15 protein-coding genes are annotated in these 25105 nt (G+C 57.3%); 5 read left to right on the top strand and 10 right to left on the bottom strand.

What is annotated here, in order from left to right; all coding sequences use genetic code 11:
- The first annotated feature begins 548 nt into the window (after window positions 1–548).
- A complete protein-coding gene (locus CA832_RS12945; protein ID WP_088342068.1) occupies window positions 549–4175 on the top strand; it encodes an alpha-L-rhamnosidase in 3627 nt (1208 codons plus the stop codon).
- Here the strand turns inward: CA832_RS12945 and CA832_RS12940 are convergent.
- The 5 genes from CA832_RS12940 to CA832_RS12920 all read right to left on the bottom strand — a co-directional run bounded on the left by CA832_RS12940 (window position 4172) and on the right by CA832_RS12920 (window position 11591).
- Window positions 4172–5584, bottom strand: a complete 1413-nt coding sequence (locus CA832_RS12940) for a purine-cytosine permease family protein (protein WP_088342067.1) — start codon at window positions 5582–5584, stop codon at window positions 4172–4174. The genes CA832_RS12945 and CA832_RS12940 overlap by 4 nt on opposite strands.
- Window positions 5585–5594: 10 nt before the next feature.
- Window positions 5595–6740, bottom strand: coding sequence for an alpha-hydroxy acid oxidase (locus CA832_RS12935; protein WP_088342066.1), 1146 nt, complete (start codon window positions 6738–6740; stop codon window positions 5595–5597).
- A 1-nt stretch (window position 6741) separates the two neighbouring features.
- Complete coding sequence (locus CA832_RS12930) at window positions 6742–8115, bottom strand: FGGY-family carbohydrate kinase (protein ID WP_088342065.1); 1374 nt, start codon at window positions 8113–8115, stop codon at window positions 6742–6744.
- Between the two features lie 9 nt (window positions 8116–8124).
- Window positions 8125–9405 (bottom strand): TIM barrel protein, encoded by a 1281-nt coding sequence (locus tag CA832_RS12925; protein ID WP_088342063.1) that lies wholly within the window; start codon window positions 9403–9405, stop codon window positions 8125–8127.
- An 86-nt stretch (window positions 9406–9491) separates the two neighbouring features.
- Entirely contained in the window at window positions 9492–11591 is a 2100-nt protein-coding gene (locus CA832_RS12920; protein WP_088342062.1) for a bifunctional aldolase/short-chain dehydrogenase, read from the bottom strand.
- Between the two features lie 90 nt (window positions 11592–11681).
- Here CA832_RS12920 and CA832_RS12915 point away from each other — a divergent pair, with 90 nt between their 5' ends.
- On the top strand, window positions 11682–12704 hold the full coding sequence (locus tag CA832_RS12915) for a GntR family transcriptional regulator (RefSeq protein WP_088342061.1): 1023 nt from the start codon (window positions 11682–11684) through the stop codon (window positions 12702–12704).
- On the opposite strand, the gene CA832_RS12910 is transcribed toward CA832_RS12915, so the two are convergent.
- Window positions 12699–14423: a PQQ-dependent sugar dehydrogenase gene (locus CA832_RS12910; protein WP_158211935.1), complete on the bottom strand. Its 1725-nt coding sequence runs from the start codon at window positions 14421–14423 to the stop codon at window positions 12699–12701. The genes CA832_RS12915 and CA832_RS12910 overlap by 6 nt on opposite strands.
- Before the next feature lie 126 nt (window positions 14424–14549).
- Between CA832_RS12910 and CA832_RS12905 the strand changes: the two genes are divergently transcribed.
- From CA832_RS12905 to CA832_RS12895, 3 genes are all read left to right on the top strand, one after another.
- Window positions 14550–15437: an alpha/beta hydrolase gene (locus CA832_RS12905; RefSeq protein WP_088342058.1), complete on the top strand. Its 888-nt coding sequence runs from the start codon at window positions 14550–14552 to the stop codon at window positions 15435–15437.
- 67 nt (window positions 15438–15504) lie between these two features.
- Window positions 15505–16410 carry a formylglycine-generating enzyme family protein gene (locus CA832_RS12900; protein ID WP_088342057.1) on the top strand — a complete coding sequence of 302 codons (906 nt, stop codon included), beginning with the start codon at window positions 15505–15507 and terminating at the stop codon, window positions 16408–16410.
- Window positions 16411–16437: 27 nt separating this feature from the next.
- Window positions 16438–17766 carry a Gfo/Idh/MocA family oxidoreductase gene (locus tag CA832_RS12895; protein WP_088342056.1) on the top strand — a complete coding sequence of 443 codons (1329 nt, stop codon included), beginning with the start codon at window positions 16438–16440 and terminating at the stop codon, window positions 17764–17766.
- On the opposite strand, the gene CA832_RS12890 is transcribed toward CA832_RS12895, so the two are convergent.
- The 4 genes from CA832_RS12890 to CA832_RS12875 are packed head-to-tail and all read right to left on the bottom strand — an operon-like array spanning window position 17763 to window position 25101.
- Window positions 17763–20135 carry an alpha-L-rhamnosidase-related protein gene (locus CA832_RS12890; RefSeq protein ID WP_088342055.1) on the bottom strand — a complete coding sequence of 791 codons (2373 nt, stop codon included), beginning with the start codon at window positions 20133–20135 and terminating at the stop codon, window positions 17763–17765. The two genes, CA832_RS12895 and CA832_RS12890, sit on opposite strands and share 4 nt — an antisense overlap.
- A 53-nt stretch (window positions 20136–20188) precedes the next feature.
- Window positions 20189–20863 carry a potassium channel family protein gene (locus tag CA832_RS12885; RefSeq protein ID WP_088342054.1) on the bottom strand — a complete coding sequence of 225 codons (675 nt, stop codon included), beginning with the start codon at window positions 20861–20863 and terminating at the stop codon, window positions 20189–20191.
- Window positions 20860–23976: an efflux RND transporter permease subunit gene (locus tag CA832_RS12880; protein ID WP_088342053.1), complete on the bottom strand. Its 3117-nt coding sequence runs from the start codon at window positions 23974–23976 to the stop codon at window positions 20860–20862. Before CA832_RS12880 ends, CA832_RS12885 begins: the two co-directional genes overlap by 4 nt.
- A 33-nt stretch (window positions 23977–24009) precedes the next feature.
- Window positions 24010–25101 carry an efflux RND transporter periplasmic adaptor subunit gene (locus CA832_RS12875; RefSeq protein WP_088342051.1) on the bottom strand — a complete coding sequence of 364 codons (1092 nt, stop codon included), beginning with the start codon at window positions 25099–25101 and terminating at the stop codon, window positions 24010–24012.
- Between the last annotated feature and the right edge of the window lie 4 nt (window positions 25102–25105).

Below are 25105 nucleotides of genomic sequence, written 5' to 3'. Positions count from 1 at the left end.
GCAGCCAAGGTGAACCACTGGCTTAATGGGTTAAGGAAACACACTTTTTTTGGATGCGGTTAGATAAAAACCCCTGCCAGGAATTTCCCGGCAGGGGTTTTGCTTTTTGGGCACCCCAGGTCGGTTAATACACATACTGCCGGTACTCGTTCCAGCGCACCCTTTTACTCTGGCTCAGGGCTGAAAAATAGTTGTACCTGCGGTTTTCGGTTGGGGAAATAGATCGGATTGATTTCATGACTGTTCGTTTATTGATGATGATTGATGGGACAAATCTAGGGGCACAAACCGGTTAATAGAAGGAAAAGGGCGTGGATTGTCGAATTTCAGGAGTGAACTGCAGCTTTTGGTCCCGGGGGCGGCAGAATAGGCTTTGGCGGTGCGATTTCCAGGCGGTATGCTGGGCGGTTACAGGGTGGGGCGCTAGTTTGGATGGGTGGGGGGAGGGGGGTGCCCCCGGCACTGGGTATATAAGGCCCTCAGGCAGTACAGACCGGAACGGCTTAGCCCGGTCTTTCGTATATTTTGGTTCTGCAAAGATCCAGGCCATGAAAACCAACCGCCATTTCTCCCATACACGGATTTTAGTCACCTTATCAGCCCTGTTACTTTGGGCCGGGGTCCTAAGCGCACAGGTATCGATAGCAAATCTGCAGACCGAATACCTGGACCACCCTATGGGCCTGGATGTGACCACCCCAAGGTTCAGCTGGCAAATGCAGGTTGACGGGGATGGTAGAGGCTATTCCCAAACGGCTTATCGCCTTGTGGTCCGTGAAGCGGATGCGGCTGCCGTCTGGGACAGCGGAAAAATCGGGAGCAGCACCTCCTCCCTGGTGGCATATGGTGGGGAGGCCTTAAAACCACGTACAACATATTCCTGGGAAGTGACCGTTTGGGACCAGGAAGGGAAGCAGCACCAGGCGCAATCCGGGTTCGAGACGGGATTACTGGATGGGGACCCCGACGGACCGGCATGGCAAGGCGCCCGTTGGATTGGCGGCGGGGAGGAAGACCTGCAACTCTATTCCCACTACCTCTCCGTGTTTCGCATGGGGGTTACCCTGCAACTGGACCAGGCATCCAAGAGTACCCGGGCTGCCTTTTTGCTTGGGGCCAATGATACCCGACTGATGGATAAGGACTTAAACCTTCAGGGGGTGGAAACCGGACGCGACGGGCATTACCTGAGTTTTGAACTCGATATATCCGGTTTGGATTCGAACCAGCCTGCGCGTATCCATGTCTTCCGTGTGGGCTACGACCCCGGGGATTCCCCGGATGTTCCCTTCAAAAGTTTCGACGTACCAGAAACCCTCATCCATGCCGAAAATGCCTATGACCCCCACGGGGTTTATCTCAGTGCGGAATTTGGCATTTTTCAAATTTTTGTGGATGGGCAACAGGAAGTCAACGAGGTTTCCAAAAGCGATTCAGAAAGCCGGTTTGGCCCCCGGGGCTTCAACGTTAACCCGGTGGGGTCCGGAAACAACTTTATCAGCTTCCCGATGCTGGCAGACATCGGCTTCCACCTGCGGGCCGGACAGTCCGCATCCTTTGGCCCCTACGAGATCCGGCATTTCCGGGAACCTTCCAATGTCCTTTTTTCGGAGGATCCCGCCTCGGCAGAAACGTATTCTGGCTTGTTTGCCAGGCAGCACGCCCAGAAGCTGGAGCTCACAGAATCCGGGCTGCTGATCCGGGGTGGGGATACCGGAATGCTTCTCACCGCAGACCCCAGCCGCAATGCCGCCCCCATGCTCCGTACCCGGTTTACCCTGGAATCGAAACCCATTGCCCGGGCCCGTGTATATGCCACGGCCCGAGGTATATATGAACTCCACCTGAATGGGGAGCGGGTAGGCGAGGGGTATTTTACCCCAGGCCTTACCCAGTACAACCAGCACCACCAATACCAGACCTACGACGTCACCGACCTTTTGGAATCTGGCCAGCCCAATGCCCTGGGAGCCTGGCTGAGCGAAGGATGGTGGTCCGGGAACATTACCTACAGCGGGAATAACTGGAACTTTTTCGGGGATCGGCAATCGCTTAAAGCCCTGTTGGTGGTCACTTATGCGGATGGAAGCGAGCAGGTAGTGGCTACTGAGCCTGATACCTGGAAGCTCTATACCGAAGGTCCGCTCCGGTACGGCAGCTACTTTCAGGGCGAAGTCTACGATGCCCGCCTGGAGGCAGGCATCCAGGGCTGGTCCGAGCCCGGGTATAACGCTTCAGGATGGTCCTCGGCAACAGAGGTTCCCCTGGAAGGGACCACCTACCCGGGCCTGTCCTACGATTCCCTCCAACTGATCGGGCAGATCGGCACCCCGCCCACGGTGGTGCGCACCCTGCAGGCAAAGACCCGGGAGGAAGTGCGCCCCGGGGTATTTGTCTACGACATGGGGCAAAACATGGTAGGGGTTCCCGAGATCCGCATCGACAATGGGGTCCGCGGCGACACCCTGGTGATGCGCTATGCGGAAGTCCGGTATCCGGACCTCCCCGAATATGAAGGGAACTCCGGGATGGTGATGATGGAAAACATCCGTGCCGCCTTAACCCAGGACCTTTACATTTTAAAGGGTGGACCTGAGGTGATCCGCCCCCGTTTCACCTTCCACGGCTATCGTTTTGTAGAACTCAGCGGGGTGGACAGCGCCCCGCCCGCATCTGCGGTCCAGGGGCTGGTAATCAGCTCTATCGAAAAACTGGATTCCCATTTTGAAACCTCCAATGAACTGGTCAACCGGTTCTGGGAGAACATCACCTGGTCGCTGCGCGGCAATTTCCTCTCCATCCCCACGGATACCCCTGCCCGCAATGAGCGGATGGGCTGGAGCGGAGACATCAACGTCTTTTCCCAGGCGGCTACCTACCTGGCCTCCGTGGCGTCCTTCCTGGACCGGCACCTACTGGCCATGCGCGACATCCAGCGCGAGGACGGCCGCTTTACAGATGTGGCCCCCGTGGGGGGCGGATTCGGTGGTACCCTATGGGGTAGCGCCGGCATCATCCTGCCCTGGGAAGTCTACCAGCAATATGGGGATACGCGTATCCTGGAAAAGCATTATCCGGCCATGGTTCGCTACCTTGACTTTCTGGAATCGCGCATGGATCCGGAAACCGGGATCCTGGATGAAGGCCCGCTGGGAGACTGGCTGAGCCCGGAGGGAAGCAAGAACGACAATACGCTGCTGTGGACCGCCTACCACGCCTACGACCTCTGGATTGCCTCCCAGGTGGCTGGCATTTTGGGCAAAACAGCCGAGGCCCAAGCGTATGCCGCCAAATACGCCGAACGAAAGGCCTTTTTCAACGCGACTTATGTAGACCCCCAAACCCATAGAACCATCCACTCCGGGGTAGCCCCCCGGCTTTTCGGGCCGGCACCTTCGGGATATCAACCCCCTAAACCCGGGGATTTGGTAGATACCCAGGCTTCCTATGCCATCCCGCTTAATTTCGGCCTGTTCGACCCTGCGAACCAGGCCGGGGCGGAAGCTCACTTCAGGGCGACCGTTACCCGGGAAAACCGGGACGACCTGGGGGTAATGCGCCCGCCGTATTCCCTGATGACCGGGTTTATAGGGACGGCTTCCCTGAACCACGCCCTTTCAGGAGCGGGCTACCATGCCGAGGCCTACAGGCTCTTGCGGCAGGAGGACTACCCCTCCTGGCTCTATCCGGTGATCAACGGGGCAACCACCATCTGGGAACGCCTGAACTCCTATACCCTTGAGGATGGTTTTGGCGGGAACAACAGCATGAATTCCTTTAACCACTATTCCTTCGGAGCTGTCGCGTCCTGGATGTACAACCATGTTTTAGGGATTCAGCGCGATCCCAGCCACCCGGGCTTCCGACACTTTGGCCTGCACCCGACCCCGGACCCGGATGGCGTATGGCAGCACGCCCAGGGCTACTATGACAGCCCGTACGGCCGGATCGAAAGCCGTTGGGAATATCAGGAAGGAGTCCTGGTATATCAGGTGCGCGTTCCGGCGAACACCACGGCCGCATTCAGCCTGGCCGCCTCCGGGCCCCGGGCCATCCGGGAGGGGGGCAAACGCCTGAACCGCGTTAACGGGGTAAGCGGGGTTGGGCTTCTGGACGGCCGGGTCCATATGACCCTGGCCAGCGGGGCGTATACCTTTACCGTGGCGCCGGATTAAGCCGGCTGCTGGTGCGCCAGCTTGCTGAAGACCAGGAAGAGTACCCCGCTCAGGATCCAGGCTGGCAATACCAGGAACGAGAGGAACACCCCCATATAAATCGAAACCAGGTACCCGCCAATGGCGCTGATTCCCCAGGCCAGCAATACGGCCCGGTTCACGCCCAGGTTATGGAATTCGGCGTAATTCGGGATAATCCCCGCCCGTTTCCCGAAAAAGTGCTCGAAGGCGATAACAGCGCCAATGGGTGCCAGAATAAACCCGTAAAGGGCAACAAAATCGAGGAGCTTCATGGCAAAGGCCGGAAAAAGTCCGGCGATGGTCGCTATCCCGCCCGCGAGGATCGTAACCCAGAAGGTAGAGGCCTTGGGCAAAATAGCCTGGAAGGCCAGTCCGGCCCGGTAGATGGTGGGGTTGGCAGTGGTCCATCCGGCCAGTACCACGGCCAGAATACCGAATGCGCCAATAGCGTTATAGGCCAGCGGACCAGGGGCTACGGTAGGGGCATCACCACCATGCAGGACGGCTTGCGCTTCCGGCGTGCGCAGGTATACGGCATAGAGCAGGGCAGCGGCAATCCAGGCCATATAATGCCCAACGTACATGCCCGCTGCGGTCGTCCAACCGCTGTTCGCTTTTTTGGCAAACCGGAACACCGAAAGGTCAGACATCCCGATATGCATGGCGGCATTGGCAAACCAGGACCAGATGGTTACGTGCCAGAAGGTATATTTGATTTGACCCGGGAAGGGCTCGGTTCCCTCGCCCCAGATATCCCAGAATTCCCGGAAGGAATCAATGCCCAATTGCCGGAGGGCTACAACCCCGCAGGCGACAAAGGCCAGCACGATAATGGGCGACATCCAGTTGGCCGCCCTGGAAACCGTATCGTACCCCTTGGCGGCCACCAGGGAAATTACAGCCCCAATCAGTAAAACGATGATCACCCAGGTGGGGCCGTTGGGCATGGTATCGGTAAGCCGGGGCATTTCCATATCGAAGGGAACCCCCACAGCTGTAGCCGAAACCGTGATCATGGCCCCGGCCAGGAAACAGAACAGGATGCCGTTGGCCAGGTTATAGCCGATGACTAATTTTTTGCCACAGATTTTTTCCAGCTGGTAGTAGAGGGTCAGCCGGTGTTTGACGGCAATTTCGGCGGTCAGAAAACGCCAACTCAATACGGCCAGCAGGTTTCCCACGAGCAGGCCGATAATCAGGTCGAAGGCGCTTACCCCGGTGGTCAGGAACAGGGGGCCGATGACAAATTCGGTTCCTGCGGCGTGTTCCCCGGCATACATGCCCAGGAAACTTTTCCAGCCTTTCAGGCGGGATTGGGGGACGGGTTCCCGCTCAAATTCGCCCCCGGCGAGTTCCTCGATTTGGTCTTCGATGTCGAATTGCGTCATGGGTTTGGGTTTAGTCGGTTATCAGGTGGTTGGGCAGGTCGGCAACCCGCTCGCAGCAGAGTTGCTCCATATTCTGACGGAACTGGGTTTTAAGCATGCTGATGGTATGGTTGCCCCCTTTGTTGCCCAGGGCGCCCACCCCATACATAAAGCTGCGTCCCATAAAGGTAAAATCGGCCCCGGAGGCCATGGCGCGTGCTACATCCGGGCCGGAGCGAAGGCCGCTGTCCATCATCACAGTTAGTTTATCCCGGTAGGAACGGACCAGCCGGGTGAGCGGACGGATGGTGGCTTCCCCGGCATCGAGTTGCCTGCCGCCGTGGTTGGACACGATAATGCCGTCGAAGCCCAGCTGCACCGCTTGCTCCGCATCCCATTCAGAGGCGACCCCTTTCAGGACCAGTTTCCCCTTCCACTGGTCGCGAATGGGTTTGATTTTCTCCGGGTCCAGCAGGCCCGAAAAGGTTTTGTTCATAAAAAGGCCCAGTTGCTTCAGATTTAACCCTTCCGGGGTGTAGGGCTTCAGGGTTTCGAAGGTGGGCTGCCCATATCTCAGGGTTTGCAGTGCCCATCCGGGCTTGCCTAAAATCTGGAGGATATTCCGCACCGACATTTTGGGTGGTAGGGCCAGGCCGTTTTTAAAATCCCGCGGCCGGTACCCGAAGGTGGGCACGTCGCAGAGGACCACCAGGACGGGGCAGCCGGCATCCGCAGCCCTCCGGATGATATCCTTGCGTACGTGCTCCTCAACTGGGTTGTACAACTGGAACCAGGCCCGGCCTTCGGTGAGTTTCGCGGCCCGTTCAATATCCATGGTGGTCACCGTACTGAGGATAAACGGGATATTATGGGCAAAGGCCGCCTTTGCCAGGATTTCCGGGGAATTGGGCCACATCAGCCCCTGCAACCCCACGGGGGCAATCCCGAAGGGGGCGTCGTAGCGTTGGCCGAATAACTCGCAACTGGTATCGGCCCCTTCAAAGGGTCGGATATAGCGGGGTTCGAGCTGTACTTCCCGTAATTCCCGGGTATTCCGCTCCATGTTGATGTCCTCGTTACAGCCCCCATCCAGGTAATCGAAAGCAAACCCGGGCATGCGGCTGCGGGCTTTTTCCCGGAGGATTTCGATGGACGGATATCGCGGGTCAAAGGCCATATCAGGAAAGGATCAAGGGTTTGTGTTTTTTCATCGCATAATGTTCCTTGAGGAACCCTTTGTGGAGCGGGGCACCAGTAACGGCCACAGCAGCACCCAGGGCAGACCCCAACGAAGCGTCGGTAGTACGGAGTTTAACCGGTCTGAGCATCTGGGAGAGGATTTCCATAAACACCTCGTTCGCGGCAAAACCGCCATCTACATAGACACGCCGGATACCGGTATCGCCTATCACATGACGGATCCGCCCGGCCTGCAGCAGGCAAAGCTCATAGAGCAGCTGGTGGTAGGCCCCTTCATAGGTGGAATGCGGGAAGGTGGTCCTCTCCGGGCACGATCCGGCAGGGAGGGAGACCCACCGGAAGGCCGGCCGGAAATCCCTGAGGACGTTTCGGTACAACTCCGGGCTAAACCCGATGTTTCGGTGCTTTTCAGGTCCTGCGCCGTAATGGGCATTCAATTCCCGGACCTGCAGCTTGTATTCATTGCCCAGAAAGAGGCGGGAGGCCAGGACCGGGCTCCCGTCGGGTTGCATATACCGTATGCAATCCGCTTCGATGTCCCGGGCAGAGAGCGGTCCGTCTGAAAACGGGTTCATGGCAATGCTCCAGGTACCCGTCGAGAGCAGGACAAAAGGTTTGCCCAGGCTTTTCAGGTAGGGTAGCAAGGCTGCCGAACTGTCGTGGATGCCGATACCTACCCGCAGCTCCTTCCCAGAAAGATCGACCACGTAAGAGGTGTTGTGGGGCACTATGGGTGCCAGTTTGGTTTCAAGCCCTTCTGCCGCCACCCAGTTAGGGTACTTTTTATCCCGATAATCCCATAGTGCGGTATGGCAACCGATACTCGTAAACTCACTTACAGCTTTTCCGGTGAATATATAGGTGAGGTATTGGGGCAGGTGGAGGCTGGTGCGGATTCTTCCAAACACCTCCGGGTGCCGGTGCTTGAGCCAATAGAGCTGCAACCCGGAATTCAGCATCCCGGCCCGGTCGCTGCCCGTGGCCTGCCAGAATGCCTCCTGAGGGCCGTATTGGTCGTAGAAGGCTTGCTCCAGTTCCGGGGGGTACGGCTTGGTGTAATTGTAAAGGGGGGTCAGGACCTGGCCTGACCCATCGAGGTGTACCAGACTGGCCCCATAGCTGGAAAAATTCAGGGCGCGGATCTCGAATGCGCTCGATTGCAATGCCGTTTTAAGCGTTTCCTGCATCCAGGCAATCAGTGCAGGGAGGTCCTCGGTCGGGTGGCGGTCTTCGTCCTGTGTTTGGGGCAGTTGGGCATAGGTCCGATGGACTTCGGCAAAGTCGGCATCGAACAGGAAAAACTTCTTGTTGGTTTTGCCGATGTCGAATATTGCAGTCACTGGAACCCCCATAGTAGTATTTTAAAGGCCGGTGGCCCGGGACTGGCTACCCCGTTCCCGTGTCAGGTTTTTACGGACCTCCAGGGTGCGGAACACAGCCAGGGGGTCTATGGCAGCCCCGGCGGCCAAACGCGATTTCCGGATCAGGGGGCGTACGTCTGTGCGGTAGGCATTCTGGAGGATTTCCTGGCAACGGACCACATCGTGCTGCTGCTGGGCCTCCTGCAAAGCGGCCTGGTCAATGAGCAAGGCTTTGGCATAGGCTTCCAGAATAGCTTCGAGAGACTGGATGAGGTCTTCCAGGGGGTCCTTGATGTTGTGGCTGGCATCGATCATCCAGGCGGGCGGAGGGTTGTCCGGGTTATGGGTCATGCCGTAAACCAGCTCATTGAAGATCAGGAACAGGGCATAGGGTTTGATGCTCCCTACCGTGAGGTCATCGTCCCCGTATTTGCTGTCGTTAAAGTGGAACCCGCCCAGTTTGCCCCGCGACATGAGGGTGGCCACAATCTGTTCGATGTTCGTATTGGGCAGGTGGTGGCCCAGGTCTACCAGGGTATAGGCCCGGGGGCCGCAGTCCCCGGCCAGCATGTAGGAGGTGCCCCAATCCTGGATGACCGTACTGTAGAAATTCGGTTCGTAGGGCTTGTATTCGATAAAGAGTTTCCAGTGCTCCGGCATGGCGGCGTAAATCTGCCTCAGGCTGTCCGCAGTCCGCTCCAGCGCCTGCTGGAAATTGTGCTGGCCCGGGAAATTGATCCCGTCTGCCAGCCAGACTGTCAGGCTGTCCGAGCCGAGTTTTTCCCCGATCCGGATGACCTCAATGTTGTGCGCGATGGCCTGCTGGCGGACCTCCGGGTTCCCGTGGCAAAGGGATCCGTACCGGTAGCTGTGCGCCTGCCCGGGTTGGTCCTGGAAGGTGTTGGAGTTCACCGCGTCAAAAAGGAGCCCGTGGGACGCCGCCCGATCCATGATCGCTTTGTAATCCTGGGGAATGTCCCAGGGGATGTGCAGGGAAATGGCGCCTGCCGTTGCGGTCAGGGCGTGGAGAAGCCCTACATCATCTATTTTTTGCTCCAGGCTGGCGGGTTCCCCGGGGCACGAAAAGCGACCAAACCGCGTGCCTCCGGCCCCCAGGGCCCAGCTGGGGATGGCCACCTGGAATTCCGTCAGTTTGCGGACAAGTAGGTTTGCATCCTTCCCGGATTCCTGCAGCTTTTCACCCAGATAGTTGTAGTCGGCTTCAAGCGTTGGTAGCTGCTGTTGGTTCAGGTTGGCCAGCTGGTCTTTGGAAATCTTCATAGGCGTTCAAACATTTGAATGACTTGCAGGCCCAACAACGTGGCCCGAAGCCATTCAACCCTCGAATTTAAATTAACGCCGCCTCTTTAGCGGACAAAGGCAGGGGCCATTCCCCCGTCTACATTGATCATATTCCCCGTGCTTTTATCGAGAAGACCAACCAGGGCAAAAACGCCATTGGCAATGTCCTCCGGGGTAATGATTTGGTTCATCAGGTTGCGCTTGGCGTAAAATGCCGGGAGGTCCTCCACATTGATGCCGTAGGCTTTTGCCCGGCCCTCGGCCCATTCCCCTTCCCAAATTTTGCTACCGACAATAACCCCGTCGGGGTTTACAGTATTGACCCGGATCCGGTCCGGGCCGAGTTCGGCAGCCAGCAGGCGCGCCATATGTTGTTGGGCAGCCTTGGCGGTCCCGTAACCCAAGTTGTTGGGCCCGGCCACCAGGCCGTTTTTGCTGGCGATGCTCACCACATCGCCTCCCAGGCCTTGCTTGCGCATAATGGCGACGGCTACCTGCGCCAACTGGAACTGGGCTTTTACCAGAACGTTCTGCAGCAGGTCCCAGTCTTTTTCTTCGGTTTCCACCAGGGGTTTGGAGATGGCCAGGCCTGCACTGTGGACCACGATATCCACCCCCCCGAAAGCCAGGACAGCCTCCTCAAATGCCGCCGCAATGGATTCCGCCCGGGTGACGTCGCACACCGCGGTGGCGGCAACGTCGCGCTTGTAGGAGCCAGCGGCTTCCTGCAATCGATCCTCAGCAATATCGGTTAAAACCACATTGGCACCTTCTTCGGCCAGCTTATCGGCAATGGCCTTGCCGATGCCGCCTCCGGCGCCGGTTACCAGGGCTACCTTGCCGGAGAGCACCTTGGGTTTGGGCATGCGCTGCAGTTTTGCTTCCTCCAGGAGCCAGTATTCGATATCAAAGGCCTCCTGCCGGGGCAATGCCGTGTAGGCGGAAATGGCCTCGGCGCCCCGCATTACATTGATGGCGTTGATGTAAAATTCACTGGCCACGCGGGTGGTTTGCTTGTCTTTGGAGAAGCTGAACATCCCCACCCCGGGGTAGAGAATAATCACCGGGTTCGGATCGCGCATGGCCGGGCTGTTGGCGTGTTTACAGCTCTCGTAGTACGCGGAGTACTCCCTCCGGTATTGTTCGAAGGCCGGCTGGAGTTTCTTCAGGGTTTTCTCCGCATCGCTCAGGTCTTCGTCCGGCTTCAGGTCCAGCACCAGCGGTTGGATCTTGGTCCTCAGGAAGTGGTCCGGGCAGGAAGTCCCCATGGGGGCCAGGCGGGCCAGATCCTTGCTGCCCACAAATTCCAGGACCGCATCAGAATCGTCGAAATGCCCGATCATTCTCCGGTGCGAGGAGCAAAGCCCTCTGAGCAGGGGCATCAGTCTGGTGGCCTGCGTCCGGCGCTCAGCCGCGGGCAGGGAAGCGGTTTTCTGCCCCCCGAAGACCGGTCCGTTCTCTGCAATCTTCTTCTCGATAAAGGCCGAGGCCATCTCGATGACTTCAAGGCTGTTCATATAGCATTCGTAGGAGGTGTCCCCCCAGGTAAACAGCCCGTGGCTGCCTAACACGATGCCACGTATACCCGGGTTGTCTGCCAGGCATTTTTCCAGCTGGAGGCCCAGGTCAAACCCGGGTCGTTGCCAGGGCACCCACCCCATGGTCTCCCCCCAGATTTCCCGGGTAACCGCCTCGCTGTCTTTAGCCGCGGCTACGGCAATCAGCGCATCCGGGTGGAGGTGGTCGATATGCGCAAAGGGAAGCATCCCGTGCAGGGGGGTGTCGATGGAGGGCGCCCGGCTGTCCAGGTCGTATATGCAGTGGTTAAACAGGCCCACCATCCGGTCTTCGTCATGCAATCCCTTATAAACGTTCTTCAGGCTGCGGAGCCTGTCGGTGTACAGCCCGGCAATACCCGCCCGGGTAAGGGTGCCGATATCGCCCCCGGAGCCTTTGATCCACATCACTTCTACATCCTGCCCGGTCAGAGGGTCTTTTTCGATTGTCTTGCAGCTGGTGTTCCCACCCCCGTAATTCGTGATTCTCAGATCGGCCCCGAGGATATTGGAGCGGTAGAGGAACAGGGCTACCTGGTCGTCTGCCAGGGAAGCAGCCTTTTTGGGGTCCCAGAGGTAATCCACATGTTTAAAGGCCTTGGTTTCCATACCCTAAATTTTCATATTATTGGATAAAACTACGGCGGGCGCCCCGTACATCCATTCCGTACTGTACCGTTTGCTCAAGGTAAGAAATTAATGATAGCCTATATCGACATCAAGGAGCACTCCAAGGTCCCGAAGTACCAGCAAATCGTGGATTCGGTCGTAGGCGCCATCGCAAGGGGAAAGGTGCAGACCGGGGCCAAGCTCCCATCGGTTAATGCCCTGCTGATCGCCTTCGACATCTCCCGGGATACGGTGGTTCATGCCTACGACCTGCTGAAAAAAAAAGGGATTATCGATTCAGTGCCCGGCAAAGGCTATTATGTGAAGAACGACCAGCTAACCCTGAAGGCGAAGGTGTTTTTGCTGTTCAACAAGCTCAGCGCCCACAAAAAGATCATCTACGATGCCTTTGCAGCCGGTCTGGACGGTAAGGCTACCCTCGATTTTTTTATTTACGAGAACAACTACCGCCATTTTAAGGAGCTCATCCGGCAGGCCCGCAACCGGGATTATACCCATTTTGTTATCATCTGCCATTTTGAGGAGGGCGGGGAGGATGTGTGCGAGTTCCTGCAGGCCGAGATTCCCGGCGACAAACTCATCGTGCTGGACAAACGCCTCCCGGAAGCCTGCCACCCAACGGCCACGGTCTACCAGGATTTCGAAAGGAATATTTATGACGCTCTTGTGGAACTCAACCCCCGCCTTCGCAATTACCAGCGCATCCGGATGTTGTTTCGCAATAAAACCTACCACCCGGGAGAAATCAAAAAGGGGTTTATGCGTTTCTGCGGGGAATACGCCTACGATTTTTCAGTAATCGAGAACATTGAAGCAGAGCCCCTGGAGGCCGGTTGCGTATATATAAACCTGAAAGAGGACGACCTGGTAACCCTGATTAAGAAAATCAAGGCCTCAGGCCTGAAACTGGGCCGGGATGTGGGCATTATTTCCTATAACGATACCCCGTTGAAGGAGGTTTTGCTCGATGGCATTACCGTAATTTCCACCGATTTTGCCAATCTGGGTGCCCGGGCTGCCGCTCTGGTCCTGGGCCAGGGGGACCCGGTTCAGGAAAACCCGTTTTACGTAATAGAGCGCAATTCGCTATAGTGTTTTATCCCGGCACCCCACCACCCGGTAGACCTTCCCGTTATTTTTGGTAAACAGCAGCAATTCCCCCTGGGCGTCCTGGGCAAACCGCAGATCTACCCGGGCATCCAGCGAAATTTCCGAAAGGGACAGTTCCCGGCCTTCAGACTCGAGGGCAACACGGAATACAGGCGCGGGCTGTCCTTTTTCCATTTCTGTTAGGGGTGACATAAAGACGGTCCCCCTGGGGATGTCCCCGAAAACATAATACCCCCGGAGCAGGGGCAGGGCCTCCCCCCGGTAGGCGTACCCCCCGGAGACGGCATTCCCCTCGTCATGGTCATACTGGATGACCGGGTCGGTGTACCGGCTACCGGATTCGGGAACCGGGTAGACCAGTTCGCTGTTGGCCTGAACGTCGAACAGGAATGTGCCCTCCCGGTTGGGCCAGCCATAGTCGGCCCCCTTTAGCCCGAGGTTGACCTCTTCCACGCTGTGCTGCCCGATGTTGGAGATAAACATGTGCCCGGTTTCCGCATCCCAGGTGATCCGGTGCGGGTTGCGGAACCCGCTGGCCCAGACCTCTCCCAATCCTTCTGCGGTTCCGGCGTATGGGTTGTCCTTTGGGATTCCGTACCGGCCGTTGGCCGAATTGGTGCCCGAGGGGTCCAGGCACAGGACGCTGCCCCATATTTGACTTGGGTTATCGCAGAGCTGCGGGTAGCCGCCCAGTCCGGCACCCCCGTCCCCGATCCCCAGGTAGAGCAGGCCGTAATCGGAGTTTCCGGGTTTTGAAAGGGGGTTAAAGGTTAGTTCCTGGAAGCCGTGGATCTGGCTCACCATATCGGCCCGCAGGATTTCGCGTTTCCGGCCTGAAAAGACATCTGAGCCAGGGGATCTGCTTTCCCACTCGGTAAGCACCCACTGCAGCCTGGCAGGTACACTGTCGGGCAGGGCGAAGTCCGCCGGGGCGGACCCGGCTTTTTCCGTGTGGGTGGTATAGAACAGTCCGTTAGAGGCGAATTCCGGATGGAAGGCAAAATTGCCCAGGCCGGACCCGAACCCCGGGGCGTCTATGAATTCCGGCATCCATTCCCTGATATCCAGATAGGTTTTCACAGAGTCCCAGGTAATCTCGTAGAGCAGTCCCCTCTGGTCCGCCAGGAAAAGGCGCGTCCCTGTCCGGTCCAGTTTGTTGATCCGGGCCAGGAGGGGGTTGGGGGAGGTAGGCGGTGCGGTGAACCACTCTTCTAAATCCAGTACGAGCCCGGACTCCGGGATAGGTTCCGGAATGGGGTTGATAAGGCCTCCCTTCCGGTTGCTTGTATTGCGTTTCTCGGCCTCGGAGAATTTATGGATAAACCCGAGCAGGTGGTCCATGTCTTTACCCTGGATCTGCGGGAAGCCCGGCATGTACAGGCGGTAGCGCTCAAAGTGTGCAACGGCCCTGGGGTCGCCCCCGTCAATTTTCGCTTTCGGGTCGTGGATATAGTCCACCAGCCAGTCCTTGCTTACTTCCGAGGTTACCCCACTGAGGTTGGGCCCGATTTCGTTGGCCGTAAAGTTATGGCAGCTGGCGCAGTGCCTGTTGAAGAGTTCCATCCCGTGCTGGATGGAGAGCTCGTCGGTGAGGTAGGTATCTGCCACCGCCATGTCCCCGCCACCTTGTTTCGCATCGGGACGGCAGGATAGGGCCATCACTGTCAGGGTAAGGAAAATCGAAACTCGAAACAGGTGCATCTGCGGGGTTGCCATCAGGTTACCCCGCAAAATACGCATTTCAGTCCCAAGTCCCCGGTTTGTGCCACCTGGTCCTGTGTTGGCGACTTCCCTGGGTTTTGTATCTTGGACCAAATCCGTTTTCAGATGACCAACCCCTGTTACAACCTGCTGATCGTATTGCTTATAGCATTACCTGTTACCCTCGGAGCACAAGCCCCGGAAACCGTCGCCCTGAAATCTGCCCCGGCTGCGGCCGATATGAAATGGGAAGGGGGAGAGCGCACCCAGATTTCGGATTGGGATGGGTTGCCCACCGTTTCCAACGTATCGGAACCTACCCTTGCGGTGTATCTCCCGGAACCCTCCAAAGCAACCGGGACGGCGCTAATTATAGCCCCGGGCGGGGGGTTTCATACCCTGAGCATAGACAATGAGGGCAGGCATGTGGCACAGTGGTGCGTGGAGCACGGGATTGCCGCCTTCGTCCTGAAGTATCGCCTGGTACCCACAGGGGAAAACCCCGGACAGGAATTCGTGCAAAAACTCCAGAGCGGGCAGGAGGAGCTGGACCGGCAAATGGCCCCATACATTGAACTAGCCAAGGCAGACGGGTTATCAGCCATCGCCCACGTCAGGGCAAATGCCGCCCAATACCACGTAAACCCGGGGCGTATCGGGATCATCGGTTTTTCGGCCGGGGGAACGGTTGCGGCTGCAGCGGCCCTGGAATATACCGCGGAGGCCAACCGGCCGGATTTTACCGCGCCCATTTATCCGGCACTCCATGTATTAGACTATCTGAAGGCTCCTGCGGATAAGATCCCGGCCTTCCTGGCCGTTGCCAATGACGACCAGTTCGGCTTCCAGGTCCAGACCCAACAGGCCTATTCCGCCTGGAACGCCCAGGGCAACCCCACCACGATGCAGTTATACCCATCCGGGGGCCATGGCTTCGGGATGCGCACCCAGGGCAAACCCACCGATGCGTGGATCGATGCTTTCGCGGCATGGCTGGGGTATTACAACTTCTAATATCCGTCCTAATAGCCCGGGCCATGCCCCTGGGAATCCATCTGAAAAAGGAGTATCTTACAGGGTAATGAAAGCCTTTGTTTTTGTAACTGTATTTTTCCTGAGCTCCGGGCTATGGGCCCAGAGCGGGTATACTGAGAGCCTGGATGGCTCCTCCCTGTCATTTGAAATGGTTTTTATCCCCGAAGGCCAGGTTGCCCAGGGGTCTGAAGGGGAAAACCAGCAGGTGGAGGCCTTCTGGATGGGAAGCCACGAGGTGACCTGGGAATTGTACCAACGCTATTTGGAAGGAGGCCCGGGAGTGGAAACCGATGCCCGCTCCGGGGAAACCGTACTGATAGCTGCCGATGCGGTGAGCGGGGCTACCATGCCCTATGTGGATATGAGTTTGGGGATGGGCACAGGGGCTGGGCTGCCGGTAGGGAATGTCACCCGGAAGGCCGCCGCCCGCTTCTGTAAATGGCTCTCGGCCAAGACGGGTCATTTTTACCGCCTGCCCACCGAGGCCGAATGGGAGTATGCGGCAAGGGCAGGGCAGGAATCGCCCTACTTCTTTGGGCCAGATTCCACAGCCCTGGACACCTACGCCTGGTATGGCGCCAACAGTGGTGGGGCCTACCATCCGGTCGGGGAAAAGCGGCCAAATCCCCTGGGCCTTTACGACATTTATGGGAATGTGGCAGAATGGGTGCTGGACGGGGTGGATCCCGACAGTCCCGGAGCAGACGGCAGTACTTTTCCACCCCTGCAGGAGTATCCCGGCATTCTGAAAGGAGGCTCCTACAAGGGGACGGCCAGCGAAGCACAAACGGCTGCCCGTTTGCTGTCCGACCCGGTCTGGAAGCAGCGGGACCCGCAGTTTCCCCGGAGCAAATGGTGGTTTACCGATGCCCCCTTTGCCGGGTTCCGGGTGGTCCGGCCCCTAGACCCGCCCCCGCCTGAAGACTATGAAATATACTGGGACGTGAAATGACCCGGCTAACCCTTTAAGACCAATCTGATGAAAACAAAAACAACCCCGGGGAAATCCCGAAGGGACTTCCTCCAAACCTCCGCCGTAGCGGCCTCTGCCGTAATGCTGCCCACCCTCGAAATGCGCGCCATGGCCCGCGTTTTTAATGACAAAGTACTCCGCATTGCCCTTGTGGGCTGTGGGGGCCGGGGTACCGGGGCGGCTAACCAGGCCCTGCAGGCCGACCCCAATACCCGGTTGGTGGCGATGGCCGACCTCTTTGAGGACCGGCTTTCTGAGAGTTACACCAACCTGATGGAGCGTTACGGGGAGGGCGACCGGATGCAGGTCCCGGAGCAAAACCGGTTTGTGGGCTTCGATGGATACAAAAAAGCGACCGACCTGGCCGATTTGGTAATTTTGTGCACCCCCCCGGGGTTCCGCCCCTATCACTTCCGGTATGCGGTTGAAAGCGGCAAACATGTTTTTATGGAAAAACCGGTGGCCACCGACAGCCCGGGGATCCGCCACGTCCTGGAGACGGCCCGTATGGCCGACCAGAAAAAGCTCAATGTGGTGGTGGGCCTGCAGCGCCATTACCAGGAGAATTATATCCAAACCCTGGCCCGGATTAAGGAAGGGGCTATCGGGCAGATCCGTTCCGGACAGGTGTACTGGAACAGCGCCGGGGTCTGGGTGCGCCCACGACAGGAAGGCCAGAGCGAACTGGAATACCAGATGCGCAACTGGTATTATTTTAACTGGGTTTGTGGGGACCATATCCTGGAACAGCATATCCATAACATAGATGTAGCCAACTGGTTCATTGGGGAGTACCCCGTTTCGGCCCAGGGCATGGGCGGCCGCCTGGTGCGCACCGGGAAGGACCACGGGGAGATCTTCGACCACCACTTCGTTGAATATACCTATCCCTCGGGAGCCGTGGTAGCCAGCCAGTGCCGTCACCAGCCGGGCACCATGTACCGGGTAGGGGAGTGCTTCCAGGGGACGGAAGGCTCAGTGGTTACCAGCGACGCCGGGGTAGCAAAAATCTACGATTTGCAGGGGAATGAGACGGGGACCATTTCCAACCCGGAGGGGCATAATCCCTACCAAGAGGAACACAACAGGCTTTTTGCCTCTATCCGGGAGGGCGGACAGATCAATGATGCCTATAACGGAGCCAAAAGCACCCTGACGGCCATTATGGGCCGGATGGCCACCTACAGCGGGCAGGTGGTGAGCTGGGAAGCGGCCATGAATTCTGAACTCCTGCTGATGCCGGAGAAAGTTACCTGGGATACCACGCCCCCTTCCCTCCCGGATGCAGATGGGAAGTACCCCATCCCCATGCCCGGAAAAACCAGGGTACTCTAACGGCTCCCGATGCGGTTTATCCCTCCCTTCAGGGGTTGGGTATACCCTTCCCAGCTAAAAGTACCGGAGGTGCCTTCGGGCAGGGTTACGGTTCCCTGTATCCCGACGGGTCCGCCCGGCTCCAGGCGCACTGCAACCTCGCCTTTGGGATGGGGCATTTTTCCGTCTATACCCTCCAGGCCGTTGAAATGCGGGGCTACCCGAATCGTATCAAAGCCCGGACTTTCCGGGGTTACCCCCATGACCAAAGACAGGAAGTAGTACAGGGGGGAAGCGCTCCAGGCGTGGCAGTCCGAACGGGTGGGTTCGGGTTCCTCGGCAAAGGTCGTTAACCCGATATCCAGCATGGTCTGCCAGGGCCCCAGGGTTGCGAGGTACTTTTCCTGCATCCCGGCCCGGATCATGGCCTCCGTGCGGTAAAAAGAGAAATAATAAGAGGTTTGGGCCATGTCGGTGCCTTCCAGGACGCGTTCCATGAGAGGCTGCCACTGCTCCTGTGGCGCCGTCGCGGTCAGGACGGCCAGGGAATTGGCATGCTGACTGTAATACTGTTTTGCAGGTGTGTCTGCAAAGAGGCCCCTTCCGGGGTCCCAGCAAAGCTCCCGTACTGCAGCGCGCAGGTTTTCGGCCCGGCGGGCAAAGCGCTGCGCCTGCGCCGGGTACCCAAAGGCCGTCAGGAGCTCCGTGGCCTTCTGGAGGGTATAGGCGTATTGCAGGCTGATGATAGCCGAACCGCCCTGTTCGGCCCCCGGGGGAATCCCGGACTCCCAGCCCTCCCAATTGACCCAGTCGACAAAATTCCACCATTCCATAGGCCCCAGCAGCCCATTGTCTGCCATGCGGGCCTCGTACCATTCCAGGACGCTCAGGATTTCCGGTACCAACTCCTGTACCGTGGGGGTATCCGGTGAATGCATCCAATAGTCGTGGAGCATGGTGATCCACACCAGGGAGAAGGGAGGGATAAACTGGGGGTCGTAGCTCGGGTATCGGCTCTGGGTAAGGCCAAAGGGCTCTTTGGAGTCCCGGTAGGCCAGCAAGGCATTTTTAAACAGCTGCATATCCCCGGAGACATAGGTGGAAATCAGGCACTGGATCCGGGTGTCTCCCGCATACTGCAATTGTTCGTAATATGGGCAATCAAAATAGTTTTCCCCCGCGCACAGGCGCTGGGTACGCCACCCGACTTCCCAGATGTCGTCCAGGAAGGGCACCTGGGAGGTAAAGACGGCTTCTTCCTCCAGGGGGTACCCGGTAAACCGGGATGAAAATTGTTCGAGCACCAGGGGTTCCGATCCGGTTGCAATCTGCATTTCCACATAGCGGAAGGTCCGCCACCAGAGGGTTTCGAAGGATCTGTCCCGACCCCCGTCCAGCACGATTCGGTCCGAATTTCCCAGGATTGTTTTCCCTGCCACATCATTGCGGTTGCCCTTTTTGCCATCCGCATCTACGAGACTTTCGGCATAGGTAATCCGGATTTCCGCGCCTGCACCCCCACTTGTCTTGAGTACCGGATAGGCATTGGTCAGGTGGCCCTGGTCGAAGAGAAGGGTGACCTGCTGCCCTGACGGGATGGTTATTGGTCCAGCCCCGTTATATCCTTTTTGCTCCAGGCTGGCGGGTTCCCAGCGCCGAACGGCGGCAAAGGCCTGAGGGGTTTCCTCCATCTGGGGGATGGTCCTGGGGATCAGGACATGGGAAGGCACACCGCCATAGCGCCCCAGGCTGGCACTGGGCCTGCCTTGCTGCAATTCCTTGGCCGATGTCAGCCCCGGGTGTTCAAAGCCAGGCTGCTCCCAACCCCACGGGTACTTCCCGGAATCGATACTTTCCCCCGGGCCCACCACGTAATACGCCCGAAGCCGGACCGGTATGGGCTCGTAGGAGTGGTTTTTAAGGACCTCCCAGCTTTCATTGGTATCTGCCATACGCTCCAGACTATTGTCCCCCTGCAGGATAAACCCGGTCCGGACCGAATGCTGGGCCACCGGGCGGTACCCGGCAAAATTCCAGACGGTTGCGGCCAGGACGTTGGTCCCTGCCTTTAGGTAAGGGGCCAGGTCCAGAGTTTCGTACCGCCAGTTGAAGCGGTCTCCCCGGGCCGGGCCGAACGCCACGTACCGGCCATTGACGTAAAACTTATAGCGGTTGTCTGCAGAGAGGTGCACCATAAAGTGCTCCGGCACGCCCTCGAGCTGTATTTCCTTGCGGAAATGGTAGACCCCGAACTGCTCGCCAGAATCCTCCGGGTGGCTGATCCAGTGAGCGGGCCAGGTTTGGCTTAGGTCGGTGGCGTTTGCAACGGGCTGGGAATACAAAAAATGGAGGCCCGGGATTAGCAGGGCGAAGAGCAAAGCTTTTTTCATGTGGTCTCGGTTTGAAAGCGATAGGGCTTACGGACTAAGTTACGCAAATGCGGCTATGATCCATGGTCTTGCTTTACCACTATGTATTTGCCAACTACCACAGCCGTTATGATGACCATATAGAACTGACCGGCCAGACCAATAAGTATCGCAGCCTTTTGTGCTACGGGAGTTTTGGGGGACATATCGCCATATCCTATCGTCATCAGGGTAATGTAGGCATAGTAGAGCAGGGCGTCGGCCTTTTCCCCGGTTTGTGCCGCTTCGGGTAAACCTGAAAAGGAGCCTTGTTGCGCCGCTTCAATACCATATACCAGAAAAAAACCAACAAGGCCCAGCGAGACGTACCCGCAAATCACCCCCAGTATAACCTGCCGGTTTACCTGGCGGACATTCCAGACCTGCAGGATGATTTCAATGGTCACAATGCTGTAAAAGACCGAGTAGAATCCAAGCCGTGCCAGTTCCAACCCCTTCCCCAGGCCCCCGTGCAGCACCATCTGCAAGAGGTAAAACCCCATGCCACCGGCAAATAGCAGGGTATAGGCCCATAAAGCCTTTCTCCTCATGGTGATCAGCAGGAAGCCGGCGGCGATATTCAGGTTAAGAAAGAGAGGTGAAATCCAACGTTCAAAGGGTCCTTCAGGGAATAGCAGCGATCCGAACAAAACCAGGCATCCGGTAAGCAGGTAGGCTTCAAAGCGATATGTCTGCAGGGTTTTTATCAACTCTCCTCCAGGAGTTTGGGATCGAACCGGTACCCGTTGTACTGTACCCTGTACACCGCACTGTAGAAGGTCGGGATAAAGACCAGGGTGATAATGGTGCCGAACAGAAGCCCAACCATGATCGCAACTGCCATACCTTCCCACATTTCACCCCCGCTCAGATAAAGCGGGATGAGTCCCAGGACCGTGGTAAAGGTGGCCAGTAATATAGGCCGGAACCGCTGCAGGCAGGCGGTGATGACGGCATCCTGTTCGCTGCGTCCGAGTTCGCGCTGTTCAATTTCCATCCGGTCTATCAGTACAATGGCATTGTTGATCACGATCCCAGCCAGGGAAATGACCCCGAGAAATGGCATAAAACCGAAGGCTTCCCTGAAGGACAGCAAGCCGATGACCACCCCTATGATGGCCAGGGGTATGGTGAGTACCACCATGGTCATTTTGCGGAAGGAATTGAATTGTATGATGAGCAACAGGACAATGATAAAGCCGGACAACGGTAAATACCGTACCACAGCACCCATGTTTTCGGCCGTATTCTCGGCATCCCCACCGAAATTGTAGGAGTAGTCTGCTTCCCATCCTTCCTGCTGCTGATCCAGCCAGGGCCGGATTTCTGAAGTTATTGCCGATGCGTTCCCATCGGCTCGCAATTCGCTCGAGACCACGATGGTCCGGATAATGTCGAGGCGTTTTATTTTACTGTACTGCCATTGGGGGACGATCCGTGCCACCTGGAGCAGGGGCACGCTGCGCCCGGTAGATTGGGAGTAAATATTCATCGTCTCAAGGGCTTCCAGGCTCTGCTGCTGGTTGCGGTCTTCCCGCATGACGATAGGGATGGATTTGTCTTCTTCGCGGTATTCCCCGGTCTTGAAGCCATCCAGGGCAGTTTGGAGGGAAAGGGCGATATCCTGATTGCTGATCCCTGCCAGCTGGGCCCGGTTAGGGTCTATCGCTATCAGGAATTTTTTGCTTTTGGGCCCCCAATCGTCCTTTACGTTCTTGGTGGCCGGAATCTGGGATAGCCGGTCCTTTACCGTAGCGGCCAGTTCGGTAAGCCGGTCCGGATCCGGGCCGTAAATCTTGATTTCGATAGGTGTGCCGCCCCCGCCGGACCCCAGGGCACTTACCTTAATATCCGCATTGGGAAAACTCCTGAAGCAAAAGGCATCCAGTTTTTCAATCATGGGATTATTCTGGGTGAAGTCCGAGGTATTCACCAGCATATGGGCGTAGCTGGAATTGGCTTCGTCCGGGCTGTACCCCAGGTCGTAGGACTCCGGTCCCTCTCCCACAAAAGAAGACCAGTCCCGTATCCCTTGGCTCCGCCCGGGTCCTATCTGCAGGGAATCGCGCATAAAAGTTTCAATTTCCGCAACAATCCCGGCTGTACGTTCAATTCGCGTACCCTGCGGTAGGTTTATATCTACGGTAATCATGTTCCGGTCGCTGTCCGCGAAGAAAACAAAGGGGATCTGGGTAAACCCGTACAGGGACAGGAAAAACAGTACCCCGATACTTCCAAGCACAAGGGTCTTTCGTCCGAGGGCCCATACAATCAGTACCTGGTATTTTTCTTTCAGGTAGCGGATGGCCTTGTCGATGATGGACGGCTCTTTGGGACCTGTTTCCGCTTTGAGGAACAAATAGCAGAAAAGGGTTATCACCGTCAGGGCAATAATCCAGGAAGAGAGCAGGGCCAGGGAAATCACGACGAAGATAGGACCCACGATATCCCCCATGGTAGACTGGGCCAGGTAAAAGGCCAGGAAGGCTGCCGAGGTGGTCAGGGTGGAGATCAGCAAGGGGGTAAACAATTCCGAACAGGCATCTATGGCCGCCTTTTTCTTGGGGATACCCTGCTCCATCTTGACCATAATGGTTTCGGCAACCACAATGGCATTGTCCACCATCATACCAAGGGCCATAATAAGGGCGGCAAGGGTCACCTGGTTGAGCCCCATCCCGATAACCCCCATAAGCATGAGTGTCATGATCACCACAATTGGGATGAGGCTGGCAATGATACTGCCGGAGCGCAGCCCCAGGAACACCAGCATCACCAGCAGGACAATCCCGATAGATTGGAGCAGGTTCACGACAAAATCGTCGATCTTTACATCTATGTAGGTGTCCAGGGATGCCAGCCGGGTAAGCTCCAAACCAACCGGAAGCCGGGAACGCCATTGGTTCAGGACAGCATCGACCCCCTGACCAAGCGCAATTACATTGGAACCCTCCTTCAGGCTGATGTGCAGGGAGATAGCGTCTTTTCCATTGACCCGTACCCGTTGCTTAGGAGGGTCTATATACCCTTTGGAGACCTGGGTGATATCCCCTAAGGCGAGCAACTGCCCGCCTTTCCCCCCGATATTGATCAGGGTGTTCTCGATCTCTTCCACCGAGTTGAAATTCCCAGTGGGTTCCAGGATAATGCGTTCGTCCCGGAGGTTGACCTGCCCGCCGGAGGTAAGGATGTTGGTGGCAGAAATACTGTTTTTAAGCATGCTGGCCGTAATGCCGTACTGGTTCAGTACCGCATTGTCGAATTCGATAAATACACGCTCTTCCTGGTCGCCCCCGAGTTCTACCTTGGCTGCATCCGGGAGTTTGATCAGGGCGTCGCGGATCTCGTCCGCATAGCGCTTCATTTCGGCATAGGAAAAGCCATCGGAGGTAATCCCCACTACAATGCCGTACACTTCGCCTATGCCGTCGTCCTTCAATTCGGGCTGCACCCCCTGTGGAAGGCCTTGGATACCAGCCAGTTTTCGCCTGAGCCGGTCCCAGACCGCTTGCATCTGTTCCGGGGGTACCTCGTCCATCAGTTCCACCTTTACCACAGAGAGTTCGTTGCGGGAGGTACTGCTCACTTCCTTGAGTTCCGGGAGTTCCTGGGCAATTTTTTCCACCTTGTCCGTTACCAGCAGTTCGACCCGTTCCGGGCTGGCACCGGGAAAGAAAGTCACAACTGTGGCAATACGCACCGTGTAAGGGGGCATACTATCCCGCGGAAGGGAAGGGTAGAGGGAGATTCCCAGGAGGATTATGGTAGCCAGGATCGTAAAGGTGATCCGGTTCTTGTCGATGGAAAAGGCAGTGAGGTTCAAGGCGGTAGTGTTCTCTTGGTGTTAATACCCGTATTATTCGAATAGAGTTACCTGCTGGCCGTCCAGCAGGGTCTGGAGCCCGGCAGTGGCTATCTTCTGACCCCTTTGCAACCCGCTCACCAGTTCAAACCCCCGGCTGTCCAGGCTACCTACCGTTACGCTGGTCCTGCGCACTACCGGGGTATCGCCCGATTCATCTATCACGTAGACAAACCTGCCCTGGCTGTCTTCCCCCACGGCTTCCGGGGGGATGGTCAGGGTGGTGTTGGGGGCATTTCCGGCATTCAGTTCCAGGGTAACATTAGCTGCCATCCCTGTTTTAATGAGTCCTCCCGGGTCATCGACCTGGATGCGTGCAGGGTAGGTGGCGCTGTTGTTATCCACGGCCGGGGAAAGTTCCGAAACGCGCCCGGTGAACTCCTGGTCGGGTTGTGCCGGGAGGCGGACGGAAACGGGCATACCGGCGGCTACTTCGTTGATGATACTTTCCGGGAAGCCAAGTGCAATCTGCATCTCAGTGCCGGCATTCATTACGGCTATGGGTTGCCCGGCACTGATGGTTTCGTCCACCTCGGCGCTGATGGAGGTGACAACCCCATCCTCCGGCGCATAGAGGTAGCCAAACCGGATTTGCTCCTGTTGTATGGCCACACTGCGGCGGGCCGATTCATACCCCTGCTGTGCAGTTTTGTAGGAATTCTTGGCCGATTCGAAATCCGTAAGGGAGGCACTTCCTTTCTCGTAGAGCACCCGGATACGGTCCAGGGCCAGTTTCGCCGTATTCATCTGGGATTCCGCGCTGTTTTGCGATGCCACGGCGCTCTCATAGTTCAGCCGGGCGGTTACATTGTCCAAACGGGCCAGTAACTCCCCTTTTTGAACGTTTTGCCCCAGTTTGATGTTCAGCTCCGTCAGAATACCGCCCGAGCGGAAACTGAGGTTGATGATTTTCTCCGTGCGTGCCGTGCCGCTGAAGGTCCTGGTATCCACTCCCTGCAGGAAGTCCACAGTAGTATACTTTACAGGCCTCAAAGGGTTATTTGGCGCCTGCTGGTCTTCGCCACAGGACAGGAGGAGAAAAAGCCCGAACAGGCACGTCAGATAGAACAGGTGGTTGGGTTTCATGGTC

The sequence above is a fragment of the Robiginitalea sediminis genome, assembly GCF_002198115.1.
Taxonomy (GTDB): domain Bacteria; phylum Bacteroidota; class Bacteroidia; order Flavobacteriales; family Flavobacteriaceae; genus Robiginitalea; species Robiginitalea sediminis.
The sequence above is the reverse complement of the archived record's forward strand: the minus strand, read 5'-3'. Positions and strand labels throughout refer to the sequence as shown.